Source organism: Enterococcus faecium (assembly GCF_029023785.1).
GTDB lineage: Bacteria > Bacillota > Bacilli > Lactobacillales > Enterococcaceae > Enterococcus_B > Enterococcus_B faecium.
Window position 1 is genome coordinate 151,363 of sequence record NZ_CP118955.1, and the last position, 18,563, is coordinate 169,925.

17 protein-coding genes and 1 riboswitch are annotated in these 18,563 nt (G+C 39.6%); of the genes, 11 read left to right on the forward strand and 6 right to left on the reverse strand.

What is annotated here, in order from left to right:
- Positions 1–3: 3 nt before the first annotated feature.
- Both PYW34_RS00775 and PYW34_RS00780 read right to left on the reverse strand, forming a co-directional pair.
- Positions 4–1,596 (reverse strand): ABC transporter permease subunit, encoded by a 1,593-nt coding sequence (locus PYW34_RS00775; protein WP_002294238.1) that lies wholly within the window; start codon positions 1,594–1,596, stop codon positions 4–6.
- A gap of 137 nt (positions 1,597–1,733) precedes the next feature.
- A riboswitch (Lysine riboswitch) is annotated at positions 1,734–1,908 on the reverse strand.
- A 255-nt stretch (positions 1,909–2,163) separates the two neighbouring features.
- A complete protein-coding gene (locus tag PYW34_RS00780; RefSeq protein ID WP_002293448.1) occupies positions 2,164–2,460 on the reverse strand; it encodes a hypothetical protein in 297 nt (98 codons plus the stop codon).
- A 175-nt stretch (positions 2,461–2,635) separates the two neighbouring features.
- On the opposite strand from PYW34_RS00780, the gene PYW34_RS00785 reads away from it, so the two are divergent.
- From PYW34_RS00785 to PYW34_RS00795, 3 genes are read left to right on the forward strand one after another with little or no spacing between them, the layout of a single operon-like run.
- Positions 2,636–3,361, forward strand: a complete 726-nt coding sequence (locus PYW34_RS00785) for an NAD-dependent protein deacylase (protein WP_002294236.1) — start codon at positions 2,636–2,638, stop codon at positions 3,359–3,361.
- On the forward strand, positions 3,354–4,196 hold the full coding sequence (locus tag PYW34_RS00790) for a chorismate mutase (protein WP_002294234.1): 843 nt from the start codon (positions 3,354–3,356) through the stop codon (positions 4,194–4,196). Before PYW34_RS00785 ends, PYW34_RS00790 begins: the two co-directional genes overlap by 8 nt.
- Before the next feature lie 2 nt (positions 4,197–4,198).
- Complete coding sequence (locus PYW34_RS00795) at positions 4,199–4,720, forward strand: transcription repressor NadR (protein ID WP_002294232.1); 522 nt, start codon at positions 4,199–4,201, stop codon at positions 4,718–4,720.
- A gap of 252 nt (positions 4,721–4,972) precedes the next feature.
- On the opposite strand, the gene def is transcribed toward PYW34_RS00795, so the two are convergent.
- Positions 4,973–5,536: a peptide deformylase gene (gene def / locus PYW34_RS00800; protein WP_002289284.1), complete on the reverse strand. Its 564-nt coding sequence runs from the start codon at positions 5,534–5,536 to the stop codon at positions 4,973–4,975.
- 250 nt (positions 5,537–5,786) lie between these two features.
- Between def and rpsO the strand changes: the two genes are divergently transcribed.
- From rpsO to PYW34_RS00825, 5 genes are all read left to right on the forward strand, one after another.
- Entirely contained in the window at positions 5,787–6,056 is a 270-nt protein-coding gene (gene rpsO, locus PYW34_RS00805) for a 30S ribosomal protein S15 (protein ID WP_002289282.1), read from the forward strand.
- A 187-nt stretch (positions 6,057–6,243) separates the two neighbouring features.
- Positions 6,244–8,370 (forward strand): polyribonucleotide nucleotidyltransferase, encoded by a 2,127-nt coding sequence (pnp, locus tag PYW34_RS00810; RefSeq protein ID WP_002297086.1) that lies wholly within the window; start codon positions 6,244–6,246, stop codon positions 8,368–8,370.
- A 509-nt stretch (positions 8,371–8,879) separates the two neighbouring features.
- Positions 8,880–9,146 (forward strand): GlsB/YeaQ/YmgE family stress response membrane protein, encoded by a 267-nt coding sequence (locus PYW34_RS00815; RefSeq protein WP_002289280.1) that lies wholly within the window; start codon positions 8,880–8,882, stop codon positions 9,144–9,146.
- 143 nt (positions 9,147–9,289) lie between these two features.
- Positions 9,290–11,281, forward strand: a complete 1,992-nt coding sequence (locus PYW34_RS00820) for a KUP/HAK/KT family potassium transporter (protein WP_002289279.1) — start codon at positions 9,290–9,292, stop codon at positions 11,279–11,281.
- A 353-nt stretch (positions 11,282–11,634) separates the two neighbouring features.
- A complete protein-coding gene (locus PYW34_RS00825) occupies positions 11,635–12,936 on the forward strand; it encodes a hemolysin family protein (RefSeq protein ID WP_002294228.1) in 1,302 nt (433 codons plus the stop codon).
- A gap of 129 nt (positions 12,937–13,065) precedes the next feature.
- Here PYW34_RS00825 and PYW34_RS00830 read toward each other — a convergent pair whose 3' ends face one another.
- From PYW34_RS00830 to PYW34_RS00840, 3 genes are all read right to left on the reverse strand, one after another.
- A complete protein-coding gene (locus PYW34_RS00830) occupies positions 13,066–14,436 on the reverse strand; it encodes an MATE family efflux transporter (protein WP_002289277.1) in 1,371 nt (456 codons plus the stop codon).
- 181 nt (positions 14,437–14,617) lie between these two features.
- A complete protein-coding gene (locus PYW34_RS00835) occupies positions 14,618–14,941 on the reverse strand; it encodes a DUF960 domain-containing protein (RefSeq protein WP_002289744.1) in 324 nt (107 codons plus the stop codon).
- A gap of 324 nt (positions 14,942–15,265) precedes the next feature.
- Entirely contained in the window at positions 15,266–15,874 is a 609-nt protein-coding gene (locus tag PYW34_RS00840) for a 50S ribosomal protein L25/general stress protein Ctc (RefSeq protein ID WP_002299254.1), read from the reverse strand.
- A 329-nt stretch (positions 15,875–16,203) separates the two neighbouring features.
- On the opposite strand from PYW34_RS00840, the gene PYW34_RS00845 reads away from it, so the two are divergent.
- The 3 genes from PYW34_RS00845 to udk all read left to right on the forward strand — a co-directional run bounded on the left by PYW34_RS00845 (position 16,204) and on the right by udk (position 18,341).
- Complete coding sequence (locus tag PYW34_RS00845) at positions 16,204–16,920, forward strand: 16S rRNA pseudouridine(516) synthase (RefSeq protein ID WP_002289747.1); 717 nt, start codon at positions 16,204–16,206, stop codon at positions 16,918–16,920.
- 12 nt (positions 16,921–16,932) lie between these two features.
- Positions 16,933–17,628: a YjjG family noncanonical pyrimidine nucleotidase gene (locus PYW34_RS00850; RefSeq protein ID WP_002289749.1), complete on the forward strand. Its 696-nt coding sequence runs from the start codon at positions 16,933–16,935 to the stop codon at positions 17,626–17,628.
- Positions 17,629–17,711: 83 nt separating this feature from the next.
- Complete coding sequence (gene udk / locus PYW34_RS00855) at positions 17,712–18,341, forward strand: uridine kinase (protein ID WP_002289751.1); 630 nt, start codon at positions 17,712–17,714, stop codon at positions 18,339–18,341.
- Positions 18,342–18,563 lie beyond the last annotated feature (222 nt).

Below are 18,563 nucleotides of genomic sequence, written 5' to 3' on the forward strand. Positions count from 1 at the left end.
TCCTTATTCCTGCAAATTTGAATTGTCGATTTCTTCAAGCTTGGTATAAGCTGAAGGACCATCGATTTTCTTTTCTACCGCCCGCAGGATTCTGGTGATCGTAAAGGTCATGACTAAGTAGATGATCCCGACGATCGTAAATGTTTGGAAGAATTGGAAATTCGCACCGGAAGCAGAGTTTCCTTGGAAGAACAAATCAGCTACGCCGATTACACTTAAAACTGCTGTATCTTTGATATTGATAACAAACTCATTTCCTGTTGCTGGCAAGATATTCCGTAAAACTTGTGGAATAACAACTTTTCTCATCGTTTGGCCATGGGTCATACCAATGGCTTGCGCAGCTTCGAACTGCCCTTCATCTACTGCAAAAATCCCCCCACGAACGATCTCTGTCATGTAAGCTCCAGTATTGAGAGAGACAATAAACAAAGCGGCAATCGTTCGGTTCAATGAAATGCCAAAAGCGAGTGCCAGACCGTAGAAGATGACCATTGCTTGTACCATCATCGGTGTTCCGCGGAATACTTCGACATAGATAGAAAGAAGTGCATTTCCGATTTTTTGGAAGAAGCGAGTCAGTGCATTTCCTGATTCAGGTACCGAACGGAAGACACCAATCAGTAATCCAAGTGTAGTACCGACAACTGTCCCGATCAATGCGATGAACAAGGTAAGTCCAGCACCTCGTAAGAACATATTGCCGTATTGTTTCCAAATCGTAGTGAAATCAGAAATGATGCCAGGTTTTTCTTCACTATCAGTTGCAGCAGGCTGATCTTTGACTGCTTGGTCCATAATTTTGGTTCGTTCATCGTTAGAGATGCCAGAAAGAATCTGGTTTACTTTTTGGATATCCGGGTCGCCTTTACGCATACCAACAGAAATCTGAACATCTTCCGGGTTTGTCTGGAAGCCATCTGCACCGCTGAATTCAAGCATTTCCAAGTCTTTGTTCACACTAGTTGCCGTTACACCTTCCGGACGTTCGCTGACATAACCATCGATCATTCCAGAAGCTAAAGCTGTTCTCATTGCTGAGAAATTATCCATTGCTTGTTGTTTCTGCACATCTGGTATCTGATCGATCACAGTATAGTGGAATGTATTTAACTGAGCAGTAATCTTTGCTCCAGAAAGATCTGCTAAACTTTTTGCTTTTGCATATTTGCTATCTTTTTGAACTACTACTACTAATTGTGATTCGTAATAAGGATCGGTAAAATCAATTTCTTTTCGTCGTTCAGCAGTAGGGCTCATTCCGGCGATGATCGCGTCGATCTTGCCTGATTGAAGGGCAGGAGCCAGACCATCCCATTTCGTTTGGACGATGACTAATTTTTTCCCTAAACCATCTGCTACTTTTTTAGCGATTTGAACATCATAACCGCCGGCGTAACTATTTTGGCCTTGAATTGGCAAGGCATCATTCTCATCTGTTTGTTGAGACCAGTTGAAGGGTGCATACCCAGCCTCCATACCTACGCGAAACTCATCGCTCGGTGTTTTTTCATCTGCATTTGCCAGAGATCCCACACTGAATAGTGAGAAGACAAAAGCAAATAGTACGGCAACTGAAACCATATTTTTTTTCATTTTTTTCTCCCTTTCTGATTATATGATACACGAGCGGTCTAGATGAAATGCGGTAAAGCTTTATCTGAAAAAATAAAAAGCGACCGATTTATAGATATAAAAAGGCCGCTAAAATTCCATAAGGTGATAAACCTCTCACAAAACATAGCGCAACTTAGCATCACTGCTAAGACAGTCCGCAAGCTCTTAACTTGCGTCCCAACATACACTCCAAGCAAAAAAGTGCACATTTCGGCGATCCTCCCTATTCCTGCTTCTCCATGTTTGCTTCACTCCACAGGGTTAATGATTCTCGCGACCTCTACCTCATTGATTGAGGCATCTCGTATTCAGTTATTTATACAAAAAAAGTTTACGATACTCGAGAGGCTTTGTCAATCTATAACTGCTGTTTTTTGAAAAAATACTGATAAATATAGAAATCTTTACTTTTACCGAAAAAACAATCAAAATGTGAATCATCTATTCATTGCAAACGATAGTATAATTATACACAAAAATGTATGTAATACAATAAAAAAAGAACTAGAACAGAAAATTTCCTGTGTCCAGTTCCATCTCGATCATTTAAGCTGCCGCTTTCTTTGGCTCACGTCCTAGGATCGCTTGCAAAAGAACAACGACGCCATAAATGGCTAATATTAGATAAATCAAACTTGAGTATTGGGTGATTCCCCAGCCCCATGTTCGATATACGGCTAATGTAATGGCTAAAACAATTGCGGCAATCACGTTGAATAAAGCAAAAGCCCAAAGATTTCCATTTTCTTTGCGTACAAGATAAAAAACAGAGAAATAAACGCTTAACGCTAACCAGGCGATACAAGCCAGAATAACGCCCCAATAAATAAAGAATGGTAACATATCGATTCACCTCACTTTTATACAGCAGTATTGTAACACGTTTTCATTCTTTTGTCAGTGAACATTGTGATAAATTGTTCAAATGCCCATAACACTTTTTTATTCCCATTTTTCTGACTTTTCAACAATAAATTTGTTCGAGTATGGGCTATAATGGAAAGTGAGGTGACAAAACATGAAACAATTAACAGTAGACGAAGCAGCAAAAGAGATATTAGCTTATCAGCAAATTACATTTTTGACCGGTGCAGGGGTATCCACACCTTCTGGAGTGCCAGACTATCGATCTTTGTCAGGAATCTACCACGGGATGGAGCAGCCGGAATACTTGCTGAGTCATCAAGCAATGGTGAATGAACCGGATAAATTCTATCAATTTGTCAAAAAGATTTATCATCCTGAAGCAAAACCCAATATCATTCATTTGGAAATGGCACATCTAGCGAAAGAAAAAAATGTTTGGGTTGTTTCCCAAAACATCGACGGTTTGCACGCAAAGGCTAAAAGCCCGCAACTCGTCAATTTTCATGGAAGTTTGTATCAATGTCATTGTCGAAAATGTCAACAAACGGTAGACTGGAAAGAATATCTTCACAGCGACAAACATCAAGCATGCGGAGGACAAATACGCCCAGACATCGTGTTATATGGTGAAGGGTTTCAAGATGGAGTCATGGAGCAGGCGGCTTATGCCGTCAGCCAAGCAGAGCTGATCGTCATTGTTGGAACGAGTTTTCAAGTTCATCCGTTTTGTGATCTGGTACAGTTTCGCCAGCCGTCAGCCAAAATCTTAGTAATCAATCAAACGCCTGTTTATTTAGCGGAGCCTTATACGTTTATTCAAGAAGACGGAGCGGTTGTTTTCAAAAAAATACAAGAATTAGGAGCAGATTATGACTGAATTCAAAACCGAAAAAGAAAAAATGATTGCAGGCGAGCTTTATTTTGCCAATGATCCTGAGCTGGTTGCCGACCGTATGTTTGCAAGAAGTCAAAGCCAAATCATCAACCAAGCAGAATCAGCGGAACTGCGATCCCAATTGTTGAAAGAGACTTTTGGCCGTACAGGGAAAAAAATCTATATGGAGCCAGTTATCAATTTTGATTACGGATATAATATATTTGTTGGGGAGAATTTTTATGCAAATTTCAATTGTACATTTTTAGATGTCAGCACGATTGAAATCGGTGATAACTGCATGTTCGCTCCGAATGTCCAGCTTTACACGGCGACGCATCCACTACATCCAGTGAAACGTAACAGCGGTCTGGAGTACGCAAAACCCATTAAAATCGGTAATAATGTTTGGTTAGGCGGAGGAGTTATCGTCACGCCGGGTGTCACTCTAGGGGACAACGTAGTAGTCGGCGCAGGTTCGGTTGTGACCAAATCTTTTCCCGACAATGTAGTGATTGCAGGAAATCCTGCTCGTATCATCAAGACAGTAGAGGAAGAACTAACAGAAGAGTCTCTTGAAACATTACGTCATAAGATCGATATGATCGATCGAGAGTTGGTTGCTTTATTAGAAAAAAGAATGGATACGGTAACTAAAATAGGACAAGTGAAAAAAGAAGAAAACCAAGCAGTTTATGATGCAAAAAGAGAGCAGCAAGTATTGGATAAAGTTGTTAGTCTGCTGAAAAATAAGGGATATAAGGAAACAATAACAGATACGTATGTTGATTTGATGAAACACTCGCGCGAATACCAAAACAAAATGAAGGAGGAATAAGTGTGATCGAAGGAGAGACACGGCGAAAACAAATCATGCAAACCTTGGCAAATACAGAAAAACCAGTGAGTGCTAGCAAGTTTGCGAAAACTTTTGGAGTCAGCCGTCAGATCATTGTAGGCGATATTGCTTTACTACGAGCTGCAGGTAAAAGTATCGTGGCAACAGCAAGAGGTTATATCCTCGAAACAGAAGAAACCAATACTGGGCACATCAGTAAAATCGCTGTCCAGCATGGAAAAGATCAAACAGAAGAAGAACTGAGACTAATCGTTGAAAATGGTGGTGAAATCATTGATGTAATTGTGGAACATCCCCTTTACGGTGAGTTAGCAGGAACTTTGCACATCAAAACGCCACAAGATATCGATTCCTTTATGAGACGTTATCAAAAAAGTAATGCTACTTTGTTATCCGAATTAACAGGCGGCATCCATCTGCATACGATCCGCTACCCAGAAAAGCATATGCTGAAAAACATCAAACAAAAACTAGCTGAAGCAGGAATCCTCTACGAAGGATAACATCGTAGCTGCTACTTTTTATCCTAGAAACTATTCTATCATCTCTGAGATAAACACCCATATGGAAGAAATAAGAAAAAATAAGAAAAGATGCGTATCCAATACACAGAATTTTTTGGAATTGCGATTTCTAGATGTCTATCTAAATTTCGATTAGTGGAGAAACATAAAAAAGGGAAGTGCAGCTTTTGAGCACTCCCCTTTTTTATAAAGCTTTCTTGTAGCATAGTATAGAAGGAACCTGCCAATTCTCTACTCGATCACCAATACGCCTTCTTTTAGTGCAAATGGATTTTGATCGTTGATGTGGTCATAGAACATCACACCGTTGATATGGTCGATTTCATGTTGAACGACGATCGATTCATAATTCTTCAAACGAATCTTGTGTTTTTCACCATTCATATCATAATAAGACACAGTGATTTTGGCATGGCGAACAACATATCCTGGTACTTCTCGATCAACAGATAAACAGCCTTCACCTTCCCCTAAACAAGCATCTTGAACAGAATGGCTCAAAATTTTAGGATTATACATAACAGTACTTAGAGAAGGTCCATCTGCCTCTGGGTCAGGACTTGGTACGTGAACAGCAATGATTCTTTTAGAAATATCTAATTGAGGAGCAGCTAAGCCAACACCGCCTCGTAAGTGTAGTTCTTCAGCTTTGATTGGATCTTGGCTGTTTTTTAAGAACTCAAGCATCTCTTTTCCTAAAGAGATATCTTCTTCGCTTAATGGAAGAGAAACTTCTTTTGCAACTTCGCGTAAGGTCGGATTTCCTTCACGAATGATATCATCCATTGTAATCATGGAATATGTACCCCTTTCTTAAAAGACTGTGTTTCAAGTCTATTTTCGCATTATAGTTTACCACAAAAATGGAAAAGTAGTAGTAAGATTGTTTGAAAACTACCTTTTCTTAATGATTAACTACTTGATTTTCAACCCGGTTTCAGGTAAAGTATAGCTGTGTGCTCTAGGCACATGACCTGCCACTTGGTTAAGCGAATCACCAACGTTTTACTCAGTCGCAGGGGAATAATCGAAAGAGGTGAAAGAAATGGCAATTTCAAAAGAACGCAAGAATGAAATCATCAACGAATACGCTCGCCATGAAGGGGATACTGGTTCTCCAGAAGTACAAATCGCTGTATTAACTGAAGAAATCAACCACTTGAATGAACATGCACGCGTGCACAAAAAAGACCATCATTCATACCGCGGCCTAATGAAAAAAGTTGGTCACCGCCGTAACTTGTTAGCTTACTTACGTAAAACTGACGTTCAACGTTACCGCGAATTGATCAAACGTTTAGGCTTGCGTCGTTAATTTTAGTCAAAAAGAGTGGGATTCACATGAATCTCACTTTTTTTACTCGTATATCAATTAAGTAAAATTCCGTGATCAAGCTAGATGGACTCCTACTAACCAAATGAAAGCTGCTCAAAAGACGGCTTTCGGCAGTTTTCATTTGTTTAGTAGCGTCTTGCTTTCACGAGAAGGAAAAGGAGAAGTTATGTCAGAAAAACAAGTATTCAAAACGACATGGGGCGGCCGTCCCTTACAAATCGAAGTCGGTCAGCTAGCAAAACAAGCAAACGGAGCCGTTTTAGTCCGTTATGGAGATACAGTAGTCTTAAGTGCAGCTGTGGCCTCTAAAGAAGCAAAAGATACAGACTTTTTCCCATTAACGATCAATTATGAAGAAAAAATGTATGCAGCAGGGAAAATCCCTGGAGGTTTCATCAAACGAGAAGGCCGTCCAAGTACGGAAGCAACATTGACTGCCCGTTTGATCGACCGTCCAATTCGCCCGATGTTTGCAGAAGGCTTCCGTAATGAAGTCCAAGTAACGAACATCGTGATGAGTGTAGAAACAGACTGCTCGCCAGCTATGGCAGCAATGCTAGGTTCTTCTTTAGCACTATCAATCTCAGATATCCCATTTGACGGCCCAATCGCAGGCGTAGAAGTTGGTCGTGTAAATGGCGAGTACGTCTTGAATCCAACAGTAGAACAAGCAGAACAAACAGATATCGAATTGACTGTTGCCGGAACGAAACAAGCCATCAATATGGTTGAAAGCGGCGCGAAAGAAGTTTCAGAAGAAGACATGCTTGGTGCATTGCTGTTTGGTTTTGACGCTATCAAAGAGTTAGTTGCTTTCCAAGAAGAAATCGTTCAAGCAGTAGGGAAAGAAAAAATGGAAGTGACTTTACTGCAAGTTGATGAAGTATTGAAAAAAGAAATCTTTGATGCTTCTTACGCTACAATGAAAGCAGCAGTAATGACTGAAGAAAAACTTGCTCGCGAAGATAATATCGAGCAGGTGAAGATCGATATCCGCGAAGCTTATGCTGAGAAATTTGCAGGTCATGAAGATGAAGATCACTTGTTGAAAGAAGTTAAACAAATCACAGAAGATCTTGAAAAAGATGTCGTACGTGAATTGATCACCATCGATAAGATCCGTCCTGACGGGCGTAAATTGGATGAAATCCGTCCATTGTCATCAGAGGTCAGCTTATTGCCACGTGTACATGGATCAGGTTTGTTCACACGAGGACAAACACAAGCTTTATCAGCTTGTACACTCGCACCTCTAGGAGAGCACCAAATCATTGATGGTTTAGGGGTGGAAGTCAGCAAACGATTCATCCACCACTACAATTTCCCTCAATTTTCTGTTGGTTCTACAGGACGTGCAGGCTCTCCAGGGCGTCGGGAAATCGGACATGGCGCATTAGGTGAACGTGCGTTAGCACAAGTAATCCCTTCAGAAGAAGAATTTCCTTATACGATCCGTTTAGTAGCAGAAGTATTGGAATCAAATGGTTCTTCTTCCCAAGCAAGTATCTGTGCTGGCACATTAGCATTGATGGATGCAGGTGTACCAATCAAAGCGCCAGTCGCCGGTATTGCGATGGGACTTGTTTCTGATGGTGAAAACTATACGATCCTAACTGATATCCAAGGGCTGGAAGATCATCTTGGCGATATGGACTTTAAAGTTGCCGGTACAAAAGATGGTATCACTGCTTTACAGATGGATATCAAGATTCAAGGAATCACAGAACAAATCCTAACTGAAGCATTAACTCAAGCAAAACAAGCACGTATGGAAATCTTAGAAGAATTGACTTCAACGATTGCTGCTCCACGTGAAGAATTAAGCCAATATGCACCAAAAATCGAAATGATCCAGATCGAACCTGCTAAAATCAAAGATGTTATCGGTAAAGGCGGCGATACGATCAACGGAATCATCGATGAAACTGGTGTGAAAATCGATATCGATCAAGATGGAAAAGTAAGTATTGCTTCAGCTGATGCAGAAATGATCAAAAAAGCTATCAAGATCATCGAAGATTTGACCAAAGAAGTCAAAGTTGGTGAAGTTTATCTAGGGAAAGTTGTCCGTATCGAAAAATTCGGTGCATTCGTCAACTTGATCAAAGGAAAAGATGGACTTGTCCATATTTCCCAATTAGCAAACGATCGTGTCAATAAAGTCGAAGATGTTGTTAAACTAGGTGATGAGATCCTTGTGAAAGTAACTGAAATCGATAAACAAGGACGCGTAAATCTGTCAAGAAAAGCAATGTTGAACGAAGATGGTTCAACGAAAAATGAAGAAAAATAATTTAATTCATAGGAATAATGTACTTGTGATCGTGAAGGTGACAGGGGGACAATAATTATTCGAAAAAAGGGGACTGTGACAAAAGCCGTGTCACAGTCCTTTTTTTTCGAATAAACGGTGTTCAAAAGCTTGCATCTGCGGTAATAAGTCCAGCCAAGTTAAAAACATTAGGAGCTGTTTTTACTTGGCTGTTCTTATTACTTGATGCAGAACAGCTTTTTTACAACCTCTCCAATAAACGATGTTCAATCAGCTGTCCCTCGATATTAGCTCAAAAAACGGCAAAATATGAGGAACTATTTTTCCGTTTGTTTCTCTAATACTCAGGTCAAACCGCTGATTTCACAACCTCTGATTCACGGTGTTCCAGAAGCAGCTTCTACGGAAATAAGCTGAACACTTTTGTTACAACTTCTTTTTTTCTGGAGTTTCTTGGCGCATATTTTTGGAGTCCTTCTGAATAAAGCGTAAAATAAAAGTGAGAAATATGGATAAAGGAGGGAAAGGAGATGCTGAATTTTTTATGGTCGTTATTTATCGGCGGTATATTAGGTTTGATAGCTGGCGCAATTTTAGGAAAGGAAGTCCCGGGAGGCGTATCTGGAAATATCATTATCGGTTTTTTAGGTAGTTGGCTCGGCGAATTTTTACTAGGACCACTGGGACCGGAACTCGGCGGTTTTTATTTGATACCAGCATTATTGGGTGCAATTTTTTGCCTTGCTCTTTATTCATTTGTGGCAAGACGTATCAGAGAACGTCCAAAGAAAGAATAATTTTATTCAAATAAGTTGACACTTCAGTGTGTTACTTGGATAATTAGAAGCAATTTAGGAAAGCGGGTGTCATGGATAAGAATATCATCTATCATTCAAGCTTACCTAAAGGATATCCATATAACAAGAAATGAGGGAAAAACGTGGCAACAACGCACAATACCAAAAAGATATCAATGGCTGGCCTGCTTGTAGCGATGGGAGTCGTCTACGGAGACATCGGGACAAGTCCGCTTTACGTTATGAAATCGATTGTTGAAGATAATGGCGGATTGTCAGGAATCAATCCTGATTTTGTTATCGGATCAGTCTCATTGATTTTTTGGACATTGACTCTACTGACAACAATCAAATATGTCGTGATTGCATTGAATGCAGATAACCATGGTGAAGGTGGAATTTTCTCACTCTACACACTTGTCCGAAAAGGTGGGAAATATTTGATCATTCCTGCAATGATCGGAGGAGCTGCCTTACTAGCAGATGGGGTATTGACCCCTGCTGTGACGGTAACGACTGCGATTGAAGGCTTGCGAGGAATTCCGCAGTTTTTTGACCGGTTCGGTAATAACCAGAACGTGATCGTCATTATCACTTTAGTTATTATTTTTGTTTTATTCATGGTCCAACGCTTTGGTACAGATATTGTCGGAAAAGCATTCGGACCAATCATGTTCGCTTGGTTTACTTTTTTAGGCGTAATGGGATTAATGAACTTCAGTCAAGACTGGACAGTTATCCGTGCACTGAATCCTTATTATGCTATCCAGCTGCTTTTTAGTGCAGATAACAAATTAGGCTTGTTCATTCTTGGAAATATTTTCCTGGCTACGACAGGTGCAGAGGCGCTTTATTCCGATCTTGGACATGTCGGCAAACGAAATATTCGTCTGAGCTGGCCTTACGTCAAAATTTGTTTGGTTATCAATTATTTTGGGCAGGCTGCGTGGTTGTTGAATGTTTATCAAAACCCTGAAGCACAGCAAATCAAGAACCTGAATCCATTCTTCCAAATGATGCCTCAAAGTTGGATCGTGATCGGCGTTGCTTTTGCAACAGTCGCTGCAGTCATTGCTTCGCAAGCATTGATTACAGGTTCGTTTACGCTAGTTTCAGAAGCAATCAAGTTGAAACTGCTGCCTCGGTTAAAGATCATGTATCCTGGGAACAGTATCGGGCAAATGTATATCCCAGCAGTCAATCTGATTTTATGGATCGCCTGTTCTCTAGTGGTTGTCACATTCCGAACGTCTCATCATATGGAAGCTGCTTACGGTCTATCGATCACTGTGACGATGTTGATGACAACAGCACTGCTTTACTTTTATCTTATCCAAAATGGGCATTCTCGTTGGCTTGCATATTTAGTTACCTTTTTCTTCGGTGCGATAGAAGTCGTTTTCTTTATCTCAAGTGTTGTCAAATTCTTCCGAGGCGGTTTTGTAGCCGTTCTGATTGGTTTGATCATCTTAGTCGTGATGTTTATTTGGGAACAAGGGAACATTATTCGCGAATCGTCAACCGAGGATGTGTCTTTGAGAGATTATATCCCGCAGCTTAGAGAATTACGTGATGATACTTCTTTACCAATCTATCAGACAAATGTGGTCTTCTTGGTTCCTGATATGGCTGAAGATAAAGTTGGCCGACAGTTCATCTATTCGATTTTAGATAAACGGCCTAAAAGAGCACGAGTCTATTGGTTTGTTCATGTGGAAGTGACGGATGAGCCATATACGAAAGAATATCAAGTAGATATGATGGACACTGATTTTATTGTCCAAGTGAATCTGTTCTTAGGTTTCAGGGTCCAACAGGAAATCAACGTATATGTTCGCCAAGTCATCCATGATTTGATGAAACAAGGCCGTTTGCCAAAACAGCCACAAAGATACTCTCTGACACCAGGGCGAGAAGTTGGCGATTTCCAATTTGTCCTGATTGATGAAGTAGTTTCCAATGTGACAACTCTAGGAAAATGGCAACGTCAAATCATGCAGGCAAAACTGGCAATCAAAAAAATCGCTACCTCGCCAGAAACATGGTTTGGGCTAGAGTACAGCGAAGTAAAACATGAAACTGTTCCGCTTATCATTGGAAATACTCGGAAAACATGGTTGAAAGAGCGGTTGTGAAAGTAGCGCTTTGACCTGAACTAATGTCGAATGTCAGCTACTTGAACACCGTTTATCAGAGGTCATGAAAAAGCTGTACTGCAACAAGCAGTAAGAACGAGCAGATAAAAACAGCTTCTCATGTTTTTCATCTGTTTGGGCTTAATGCCGCAGATGCAAGCTTTTGAATACCGTTTTTATCAGAGGTCATGAAAAAGCTGTTTAGCAACAAGTAACGCAATGATTTTGAAGTGATAAGGAGATGTGGCTGAAAAATGCCGCATCTCCTTTTTTATTCCTAAATATGAATACGCATTATTTTCAATCTTTTTGTAGAAAAAGGGTACAATAGAAAAAGAGAAAGGCGGGAGAATATGGTTATCAATTTCATTATTTTATTTTTGATGATTGCAATTACTTCATTTTTTGTAGCAAGTGAATTTGCTTTAGTGAAAATCAGACGATCAAGATTGGAACAACTAGAAAAGGAAAATGTAAAGAACGCCAAGCTAGCTCTTCATGTTACACACCATTTAGATAACTATTTATCAGCTAGTCAATTAGGAATTACGCTAACCGGTTTGATCATCGGGTGGGTCGGTGAAGGATCTGTCGCGGCTTTACTAGAACCAGTGATCGGTAAACTACCTTTTAGTTCGGCTATTAGCAGTACAATCTCTGTGGCGCTGGGATTTATTTTAGTTACGTATATCGATGTGGTTATTGGCGAACTGCTTCCTAAGAGCTATAGTATCGTCAATACGGAGAAGGTCGTCTTGTTCGTAGTTAAACCACTTCATTATTTTTATAAAGTAATGTTTCCTTTTATTTGGGTATTGAATCATTCAGCTGCAGGGCTAGGGAAGCTATTAGGTGTGCGTCTCGTATCTGAAGGAGAAGAGACATTGTCTCAAGAAGAGCTGACATTAGTCGCATTGAATTCTTATGAAAAAGGAGAGTTGACCAAAGAAGAATATCATTATTTGGAAAACGTGTTTGAATTTGATGATACCTTGGCAAAAGATATACAAGTAGACCGTACGTCCATGCAAGTATTCGAAGCTTCAGAAACCGTCAAAGAAGCGATAAAAGCTTCGATTGAACAAGGACATACTCGCTATCCGGTTATCTTAGAATCAAAAGACAATGTTTTAGGTTATGTCACCTTGCCAGATTTGATCAAGCAATCTTATAAAGATGACCAGCTGACAGTAGAACAGTTGATTGAAGAGCCGATCGTAACAACTGAAACGATCCCTATAAAAAAATTATTGACGATCATGCGAAAAAAGGGAAAGCATATTGCTATCTTAAAAGATGAATACGGAGGGACAAGCGGCTTAGTGACGATTGAAGATATTTTAGAAGAAATCGTCGGGGAAATCCGAGATGAGACAGATTTGGACGAAGCATTGATAGCGGAACAGTCAGATGGCTCTTATATCATCTCCGGCAAACTAACATTAGATGATTTCCAGCGTTATTTTCATGTAGAGATTCCAGAGTTTGAAGAAACGAATTTTACTACACTTGCGGGCTTTGCTTCTAGCCGATATAAAGAAATAAAAGCAGGAACAATCATTGAGATTGCATCATTCCGTTTCACGGTATTAGAATACCAGCATGCACATATCGATTATTTCAAAGTAGAGTCCACGGAAAGAAAAACAGAATAAAAGAAAAAAGGCTGTGACATTTTTTGTCACAGCCTTTTTGTTATCTAAAAAACCTGTTTTCGGTAAACGAAGAAGATATTTTCAATAAAAGTTTTCATTTTTAGCCGCAACGATTTCTTTTAATCAAGGCTATCTTGCTTCTGCATGTTCTAATGTGAAATGTTCCTCTTCACCCATGTGTTTCAATTGTTTCATCGAACGCATATAAGAGTAAAGCAACACGGCAACAGAACCGATCCAAGCTAAAGGAGAAGCTGCTGCTGCTCCTGGGTATCCCCACATTCCTGTAAGAACGATAGCTGCAAAAGAACGCATAAGCAATTCCATCATACCGGCGATCGTAGGGATCTTGCTTTGTCCAAGCCCTTGAAGTGTGTAGCGTAAAATGAACAGGACTGCTAAGATCCAGTAAAGAGACCCATTGATATTGAAGTAGGTTTGTGCTAATTCAAATACACGTGTTTCTGATGGGCTAACAAACAATTGAACAAAGAAATGACCGAAGAAAATGACGATAGCACCTGCTAAGAGACTAAATCCGACACTCATCAGTAAAGTTTGACGTACCCCTTGCAAGATTCGGCCATATTCTTTCGCACCATAGTTTTGTGCAGTGAAAGTTGCCATTGCAATACCAAATGACATCATCGGCTGATTTGCAAATTGGTCGATACGACCAGCAGCGGCTTGAGCAGCTACGACATCTGTCCCTAGACTATTTAGTGCTGCTTGTAACACGATAGCACCAACAGCGATGATCGAAGATTGAAACGCCATTGGCAAAGCAGCATTTAGGTGTACAGCAAACTCTTCTTTTTCAAATTTGAAATCTTTTTTGCGTAACTGTAACAAAGGCATTTTTTTCTTGATATACACTAGACACAGTACGCTGGAAGAAACTTGTGCGATTACTGTAGCAATAGCTGCACCTTCCACACCCATGCCAAAATAGATAATAAAGATCAAATCAAGTACGACGTTGATGATGACCGCAATGATCAGAAAGAATAGTGGTGTGCGGCTGTCACCAAGTGCGCGAATGACATTAGAAAGCAAATTGAAACTGACTGATGCAAAGATCCCTAATAAAATAATTGAAATAAATGTTTGTGCTTGATCAAGTATTTCAGGAGGAGTTTGCATCAATTGAAGCATCGGACGAATAAACAGGAGACTTAGGACAGTTAAAATCACAGTGACGACAAGACTAATGACAACACTAGCAGCAAAACTTTTCTTCAGACCCCGATAATCTTTTGCACCGTAACGTTGTGCGGTAATAATGGCTAAACCAGCTGTTAAACCTTGGGCAAAGCCAATGATCAAAAATGTCAGGCTTCCAGTTGCACCAACCGCTGCCAGCGCATTTTTACCTAGCGTCTGACCCACGATGATCATATCGATCATATTGTAGAACTGCTGAAAAACATTTCCGATCAGTAAAGGAACAGTGAACATCAAAATCAGTTTAGCGGGGCTTCCTTTTGTTAAATCGCGCATCTTTTAAACTCCTTATATCTTTAAAATTTAGTTAGTAGTATATAGCGTTTATCCTGAGAATACCAATTAGAAATCAATGATAATTTATGAAACTCCATAAAAAGAAGCCAAGAATTGAGTCAAAGAATCAACAACTTGGCCTGGTCTGTAAAATAAGGGACATCCACGTTTATCTATCACCTTAATATTGTCTAATCTCACTTGGTAAAAGGATCGTTTCTCTCGTACCGTCATCATAGGCGTATACTTGAGCAGGAAATTGGTTCGAATAGGCAAACGGCAAATCAATATCCATTTCCACATTGCTTCCTGCTTGAGAAAAATGCATCGTCACTTTTCCACGATTTTCGATCAAATCAAAGGTTAATATATTTTCTAATGGAATGACTCCCTTAAGATCTAGGTCAATAATAAACCATATACTGTCAATCAATTCATCTGGCAAACTTGATACGACACCAACTGAAGCGTAACGGTTGCGGCTGCTATCAAAACTTTCAAACATCTGTTTAACCTCCTTCGAATCAACGAATGTTTTATTTTTATAATTAATCCTAGGATAAACTAGAAATACTTACTTCAACGAGGGTTCATTCTAATAAAGAATCAGGAAAAATGCAACAATAATTGAATACTTTTTTTCAAAGTATAAATTTTTATAAAGGTACGATAAAAGTATGCGAGGAAAAGCTTGGTAAATTAGGATTTTTCGTTTGTAAAGCCATTTACAAAAGTGGAAGCCCCATATGAAAATAAACGATTAGAAATAAAAAAGGCGTGTTAAAAGCTGCTGACCCGCCGCTTCTAACACCACCTGATTGTTTCAGTATTATTCTTCTGTTGAACCGATCACTTCTGGTTCGCCACCTTCACCTGTGCTTTCTTCTTCTTCACTTTGAGCGACTACAGCAGCGATTTGCTCTTCACTGTCGGTCACGAATTTGTAATCGTCGTTTTTTGGAAGATCGGCTACTGTAATAGAATCACCTAATTCCAAGTTTGTCACGTCAACTTCAATTCGTTCAGGCAATTTGTCTGGTGTAGCAGATACGACTACTGTATACAAGTTTTGAGCTAACACTCCACCAGATTTAGCACCCACTGATTCGCCAACAAGAACGACTTCTGTTTCGACTTCTGTTTCTTCCGACATGTTTACAGATAGAAATTCTGCATGTTCGAAATGATTGGTAAAAGTGTTCGTTTGGATCTTGTGAACCAATGTATTGACTTTTTGTCCATCGATGTCCATCGTGATGACTGTGTTCGCTCCATGTTCACGCAACAATTTGCTTAGTGTCAAACCATCGAATGAGATAGGGGTACTTTCTACTTTATACCCATAAACAACAGCTGGAACTTTCCCTTCGTGACGAAGTTTGTTTCTTAATGAACGGGGACGTACTTCTCTTTTACTTACTTCTAATGATACTGACATAACCAAAATTCCTCCTTAAAATGTGACTGTCTGCTTTGGTAACGGACAGATTTTATTTAAGTGAATTCTAAAGGCTAATCTCGTGCACATCATCGAAGGCAGGGCGCTTAAAAAAGCGCAAAAGGAGAGATGCGCGCATCTCCCCTTAGAAAGTCAGGATTCAACTTTTCTCCACCAGGTCATTACGCTGTGTATGAGAAATCCAATTCACTTTACTATTTAACCGTAACGTGAACTGTTAATTAAGTCAAGGAATAACTATGATGATGTATTTGCAAGCAAGAATATTCAAGGTATAATTAATTAGTAGTAATAAGAAAGGAAACAGCATGCGTTTAGATAAATTAATAGAAGAAAAATTAGAAACGACACGCAAGGAAATGAAGCGGCTGTTTGCTTTGAAGCAAGTGATGATAGATGGCACAGTCGAATTTCGACAAAATCGAAATGTAGATAGTTTACTGCATCAAATCGAAGTAGCAGGTGAACACTTAGAAACAAATGAGTCCTATTATCTTCTCAATAAACCTGAAAAAGCTGTTACAGCTGTATCAGATCCAGAAAAGACGACAGTAATCGATCTGATTGCAAGTGCCGATCGTTTCCAACCATTATATCCAGTGGGAAGACTAGATAGAGATACAACAGGACTATTGCTGATCACTTCGAATGGACAATTGGGATATGAAATGCTACTTCCAGAAAAAAAGGTTTCAAAGACTTATCAAGTAGTTGTGAACGAAAGGGTGACACCGGCAGACGTAACAGCATTTGAAAATGGAATCGTATTCGCTGATGGGTATCAATGTAAGCCGGCTGATTTAAAAATACTCAAAGCAGACAAGCACCAAAGTACGGTTTTATTGACGATCCAAGAAGGAAAATTCCATCAAGTCAAAAAGATGTTCTTAGCCCAAGGAAAGAAAGTGACCGCATTGAAACGGCTAAGCATGGGACCATTGGAATTAGATGAACAGCTAGGAGTAGGCGAGTATCGATCGTTGACATTAGCAGAGATGAAAAAGTTAAGTATTTATTTTAAATAGGAGGTCAAAAAGATGAAATATAAAACTTTATTGTTCGATGTAGATGATACATTGTTAGATTTTCAATTAACTGAAGCCAATGCTTTAAGTGCTTTGTTTGCAGAACAAGGAATCACATTGACACCAGAAATCGAAACCAGCTATAAGGCTTTGAATCATCATTTATGGCAGGAGTTTGAAAAAGGCAGACTATCACGAGAAGAAATAATAGGCAGTCGTTTTGGGTTACTTTTCCAGCAATTTGGGAAAACAGTAGATAGTGATCAAATGGAAAAACGCTACCGCCACTACTTGAACCAAGGTCATGATCTTGTTCCAGGAAGTCTAGAAATCCTGAAAAAGGTCCATCCGCATGCTGATCTTTATATTGTGACGAACGGTGTGTCGCACACGCAACATCGGCGATTAACAGATGCAGGAATGCTTGATTACTTCAAGGATATCTTTGTCTCAGAAGCTGTCGGAGCGCAAAAGCCGATGAAAGAATTTTTTGATCATGTCTTTTCCCACATTCCTAATTTTGATAAAAAGCAAACTGTGATCATTGGTGATTCTTTGACTTCTGATATCAAAGGAGGAAATATGGCAGGGATCGATACGATTTGGTTCAATAGAAATAAATTACCAGAAATCGAAGAAATCCAGCCTACTTATCGAATCGATTCATTAGAGGAACTTTATTCATTATTGGAAATTGAAAAGGATTAATTTTCAGAAAAATATAGCATTTTCGTGTTTTTTCGCTATAATAGATTAGAATGAAAAAACGGATACGAAAGAGGTTTTAGTCAATGACAAAAAGCAAGCCAATTATCATTGGTGTGACGGGTGGATCCGGAAGCGGAAAGACAAGTGTCAGCCGTGCGATTTTCAACAACTTCCCGGACCATTCCATCATGATGCTTGAACAAGATTCTTATTACAAGGATCAGAGCCATTTGAGTTTTGAAGAACGATTGAACACAAATTACGATCACCCATTTGCCTTTGATAATGATCTGCTGATTCAGCATGTAGGCGACTTACTGAACTATAAAGCCATTGAAAAACCCGTGTATGACTATGTAGCGCATACAAGAAGTCAGGCAACGATCATTCAGGAACCAAAAGAAGTGATCATTCTAGAAGGAATCCTGATTTTAGAAGACGAACGTCTGCGTGACTTGATGGATATCAAAGTATACGTAGATACAGATGATGACATTCGTATCATTCGTCGTATCAAACGGGATATGGAAGAACGGGGACGCACATTGGACTCCGTGATCGAACAATATTTGACAGTTGTTAAACCGATGTATCATCAATTTATCGAACCAACGAAGCGCTATGCGGATATCATTGTTCCAGAAGGCGGAGAAAACCACGTTGCTATTGATTTGATTACAACAAAAGTAGCTAGTTTCTTAAACCATAAATAGTGCGCAGCGAAACAGTTGAACGGACTGCGACCGTTTGAAAAGCAAGGATTCTGCTTTTTGAACAGTCACCAGCCAACTGTTTTTTTATTTATAACAAGAGGTTGTGAAAACAGCATCTTGACCTAAGTATTAAAAAGAAGAAACGGAAAATAGCTGTTTATATTTTACCGTTTTTTGAGCTAATACCGAAGGTCAGCTGATTGAGCACCGTGAAGTAGAGGT

Bases quoted from the DNA above. Each gene is read 5' to 3' on its own strand.
- PYW34_RS00775 (WP_002294238.1), bottom strand. From the start codon at position 1,596: ATGAAAAAAAATATGGTTTCAGTTGCCGTACTATTTGCTTTTGTCTTC.
- PYW34_RS00780 (WP_002293448.1), bottom strand. From the start codon at position 2,460: ATGTTACCATTCTTTATTTATTGGGGCGTTATTCTGGCTTGTATCGCC.
- PYW34_RS00785 (WP_002294236.1), top strand. From the start codon at position 2,636: ATGAAACAATTAACAGTAGACGAAGCAGCAAAAGAGATATTAGCTTAT.
- PYW34_RS00790 (WP_002294234.1), top strand. From the start codon at position 3,354: ATGACTGAATTCAAAACCGAAAAAGAAAAAATGATTGCAGGCGAGCTT.
- def (WP_002289284.1), bottom strand. From the start codon at position 5,536: ATGATTACAATGGATGATATCATTCGTGAAGGAAATCCGACCTTACGC.
- rpsO (WP_002289282.1), top strand. From the start codon at position 5,787: ATGGCAATTTCAAAAGAACGCAAGAATGAAATCATCAACGAATACGCT.
- pnp (WP_002297086.1), top strand. From the start codon at position 6,244: ATGTCAGAAAAACAAGTATTCAAAACGACATGGGGCGGCCGTCCCTTA.
- PYW34_RS00815 (WP_002289280.1), top strand. From the start codon at position 8,880: ATGCTGAATTTTTTATGGTCGTTATTTATCGGCGGTATATTAGGTTTG.
- PYW34_RS00825 (WP_002294228.1), top strand. From the start codon at position 11,635: ATGGTTATCAATTTCATTATTTTATTTTTGATGATTGCAATTACTTCA.
- PYW34_RS00830 (WP_002289277.1), bottom strand. From the start codon at position 14,436: ATGCGCGATTTAACAAAAGGAAGCCCCGCTAAACTGATTTTGATGTTC.
- PYW34_RS00835 (WP_002289744.1), bottom strand. From the start codon at position 14,941: ATGTTTGAAAGTTTTGATAGCAGCCGCAACCGTTACGCTTCAGTTGGT.
- PYW34_RS00840 (WP_002299254.1), bottom strand. From the start codon at position 15,874: ATGTCAGTATCATTAGAAGTAAGTAAAAGAGAAGTACGTCCCCGTTCA.
- PYW34_RS00845 (WP_002289747.1), top strand. From the start codon at position 16,204: ATGCGTTTAGATAAATTAATAGAAGAAAAATTAGAAACGACACGCAAG.
- PYW34_RS00850 (WP_002289749.1), top strand. From the start codon at position 16,933: ATGAAATATAAAACTTTATTGTTCGATGTAGATGATACATTGTTAGAT.
- udk (WP_002289751.1), top strand. From the start codon at position 17,712: ATGACAAAAAGCAAGCCAATTATCATTGGTGTGACGGGTGGATCCGGA.